This is a genomic window from Pacificibacter sp. (assembly GCF_039769035.1).
Taxonomy (GTDB): Bacteria; Pseudomonadota; Alphaproteobacteria; order Rhodobacterales; family Rhodobacteraceae; genus Celeribacter.
On the sequence record NZ_JBDMZG010000032.1, the window covers coordinates 1 to 3,432 of the forward strand.

Consider the following 3,432-nt stretch of genomic DNA (forward strand, 5'->3'; position numbering starts at 1 on the left):
GTAGCAACCGCAAAGTTTGCAGATTTGGCATTGGACGCGCTGTCTCTGGCGTCGATCTTCTTTTTGGCTGCGATTGGTCTGGCGATCACTTTTGGCGTCATGGGAGTTATCAACATGGCCCATGGTGAATTCATTATGATGGGAGCCTACACCGGCTATGTGGTGCAACAGTTCATTCCCAATTACACTGTGTCGATCTTTGTCGCCTTGCCTTTGGCCTTTGCGGTCACTTTTGTGGCTGGGGTCGTGATTGAGCGGCTTGTTATTAGTCGTTTGTATCACAGACCTTTGGAAACATTGTTGGCGACCTTCGGTGTTTCGATTGCTTTACAACAATTGGCGAAGAACACCTTTGGCACCCAAGCACGTCCGCTTACATCTCCCGATTGGCTCGCAGGGGCTTGGGTGGTTAATGATATCATCCAGATCAGCTTCATTCGGATTGCGATTTTCATCCTGGCATTGCTGTTTCTTTGCTTGATTATCTACGTCCTTAAAAGAACCCGTCTAGGCCTTGAGGTACGCGCAGTGACGCAAAATTCGGGAATGGCATCATCTATGGGGATCAATCCTGATCGTATAAACATGCTGACCTTTGGCCTTGGTTCCGGCATCGCAGGCATCGCTGGGGTTGCGATTGGATTGTATGCCAAGGTGACATCCGAAATGGGGTCTGACTACATCGTCCAAAGCTTCATGACCGTTGTGGTTGGCGGTGTTGGAAATGTCTGGGGCACGCTGGCCGGGGCCGCAATGATAGGCTTTGGCCAAAAGTGGATCGAATGGCTAAATCCATCGAACACCTTAGCCGCTCAAACTTACATGATCCTCTTCGTGATCCTATTCATTCAATTTCGCCCCAAGGGCATTGTTGCCCTCAAAGGGCGAGCGGCAGGAGATTGATTATGCAACATACCTTCATGGCTAAAAATCCCTCCGTTCTTTGGTTCCTGCTTGGGCTATCTTTGTTTACGGTCTTTGTAACCATCTTTAGTGAGGCGGTGGGTTCAACAGGTGTTTCAACATCGTTTCTCAAGACCCTGGGCAAGACATTGTGCCTATGCCTTGTTGCGATCGCTATGGACGTGGTCTGGGGCTATTGTGGCATTTTGAGCCTTGGACATTTTGCCTTCTTTGGAATCGGTGGCTACGCCATAGGCATGTGGCTGATGTATGAGCGCACAAAAAATATCGTTGTTGGATCGTTAGAAAACAACATTTTGCCACCGACGCCTGAGGAGGTGGAAGCCGCAATTGGTACTCAGATATTTGGTGTCGTGGGCAGTTCCGAATTTCCGCTGATCTGGGCGGTCTCTCATTCGCTTACATTGCAACTTTTGGCTGTCGTTATTGTACCAGGGATGCTGGCTTTGGCCTTTGGCTGGTTGGCATTTCGCAGCCGCGTTACAGGCGTGTACCTGTCGATCTTGACGCAGGCGATGACACTCGCGCTTTCCCTTTATCTGTTCCAAAACGATACTGGACTACGCGGAAATAACGGTTTGTCGGGTTTGCAGAACATCCCGGGCCTTGAGGCTGTTTCACAAGCGACATTATCGCTTTGGTTCTTTTGGGCCTCCGCTTTCGCCCTCGGTGCTGGATATGTATTCTTTGCCTGGATGCTCGCGGGCAAATTCGGCTCTGTAATCCGTGCCATTCGCGATAACGAAGCACGGATACGATTTTTAGGTTATAACGTTGAACATTATAAATTATTAATCTTCACCACGACGGCTATGATCGCAGGTATCGCGGGGGCACTTTATTACCCGCAAGCAGGCATCATCAATCCCGCGGAGATTGCCCCAATCGCCTCAATCTATTTGGCCGTTTGGGTGGCGATTGGCGGACGTGGGCGTCTCTATGGGTCGGTGATTGGTGCAGTTTTCGTATCTCTTATGTCCTCATGGTTCACAGGCGGCAGCGCACCCGACATCAACCTTGGCTTTTATTTGGTCAAATGGACCGACTGGTGGCTGGTTCTTCTTGGACTGACCTTTGTCGGCGTCACGCTTTTTTTCCCTAAAGGGGTTGGTGGCTTGTTTGATCTGATTTCCCATTACCGGGAGAAACACCAATGAGCACGCTTTTAGAAGTCTCAGGTGTCAGTGTCAGTTTCGATGGGTTTAAAGCGATCAATAACCTATCTATCCAAATTGGAGACACAGAACTTCGCGCGATTATTGGTCCGAACGGTGCTGGCAAAACAACCTTCATGGATATTGTGACCGGCAAGACAAAACCAGATGAAGGCTATGTGATCTGGGGCGAGAAATCGTCGTCATTGCTGGATATGAGCGAAAGCCAAATTGCCCAAGCAGGCATTGGACGAAAGTTCCAAAAACCGACTGTTTTTGAGGAACAGACCGTGCGTGAAAACATCACAATGGCGTTAAAGAACCCACGCAGGCCGCTTGATTTATTATTCAATCGTGTAGCGCCTGATACAGAAAATCGGGTGCGGGCTGTCGGCGACGACGTCGGGTTAACAGATGCGCTTGATCGATTGTCTGGGGAGCTCAGTCACGGGCAAAAACAGTGGCTGGAGATTGGTATGCTGCTGGCCCAAGATCCGCGTCTTTTGTTGGTGGATGAACCGGCTGCAGGGATGTCTGAGACAGAACGTGAGCAGACCACAGACATCCTCGTGCGTGCTGCAAAAACGCGTGCAGTTGTGGTTGTGGAACATGATATGGAGTTTGTGCGTCGCCTCAACTGTAGGGTTACCGTGTTAAACCAAGGATCTGTTTTGGCTGAAGGATCTCTGGATCACGTAACGAAGAATCAAGACGTCATCGATGTCTATTTGGGGCGATAAAATATGCTGTACGTCAATAATTTAACTATGAAATATGGGCAAAGCCAAGTTTTAAACACTATGTCTCTTAGTGCCAAAGCCGGCGAAGTGACCGCGGTAATGGGCACCAATGGTGTGGGTAAAACCAGCTTGCTCAAAGCAATTTCCGGACGTCACCCTTACGCCGATGGCACCATCACTTTGGATGGGAAGCTGATCAATCACCTCAGCCCATTCGACGCCGCAAAGGCAGGGATCGCCTATGTGCCCCAGGGGCGCGAAGTCTTTCCTTTGATGACGGTGGTGGAAAACCTTGAGAGTGGATTTGCCTGTCTGGGAAGGTCAGATCGCAAAGTTCCTGATCACATTTATGATCTGTTTCCTGTGCTGCATGATATGGCAGGGCGACGGGGTGGTGACCTTTCTGGTGGGCAACAACAGCAGCTTGCGATCGCACGCGCTTTGATCACGCGGCCCAAGGTTTTGTTGTTGGATGAACCAACAGAGGGCATTCAACCCAATATTATTCAGCAAATTGGCCACGTCATTCGCATTCTATGTGATCAAGGCGACATGGCCATCGTTTTGGTCGAACAGTTTTTCGACTTTGCCTATGAGCTTGGGGATGAATTCAC

Annotated in this window: 4 protein-coding genes; all 4 read left to right on the plus strand. The window is 49.7% G+C overall.

The window, feature by feature from the left end; genetic code table 11:
* The coding region (urtB, locus tag ABF287_RS03265; protein WP_347183600.1) for an urea ABC transporter permease subunit UrtB at positions 1 to 903 on the plus strand (903 nt) is incomplete at its 5' end.
* Positions 904 to 905: 2 nt separating this feature from the next.
* On the plus strand, positions 906 to 2,081 hold the full coding sequence (gene urtC, locus ABF287_RS03270; RefSeq protein ID WP_347183602.1) for an urea ABC transporter permease subunit UrtC: 1,176 nt from the start codon (positions 906 to 908) through the stop codon (positions 2,079 to 2,081).
* Positions 2,078 to 2,818 carry an urea ABC transporter ATP-binding protein UrtD gene (gene urtD / locus ABF287_RS03275; protein WP_271546881.1) on the plus strand — a complete coding sequence of 247 codons (741 nt, stop codon included), beginning with the start codon at positions 2,078 to 2,080 and terminating at the stop codon, positions 2,816 to 2,818. The genes urtC and urtD overlap by 4 nt, the downstream gene beginning before the upstream one ends.
* A 3-nt stretch (positions 2,819 to 2,821) precedes the next feature.
* A partial coding sequence (gene urtE / locus ABF287_RS03280) for an urea ABC transporter ATP-binding subunit UrtE (protein ID WP_347183601.1) occupies positions 2,822 to 3,432 on the plus strand: 611 nt, incomplete at its 3' end.

Excerpts from the sequence above, each read along its gene's own strand:
- urtC (WP_347183602.1), top strand. The coding sequence starts at position 906 with ATGCAACATACCTTCATGGCTAAAAATCCCTCCGTTCTTTGGTTCCTG.
- urtD (WP_271546881.1), top strand. The coding sequence starts at position 2,078 with ATGAGCACGCTTTTAGAAGTCTCAGGTGTCAGTGTCAGTTTCGATGGG.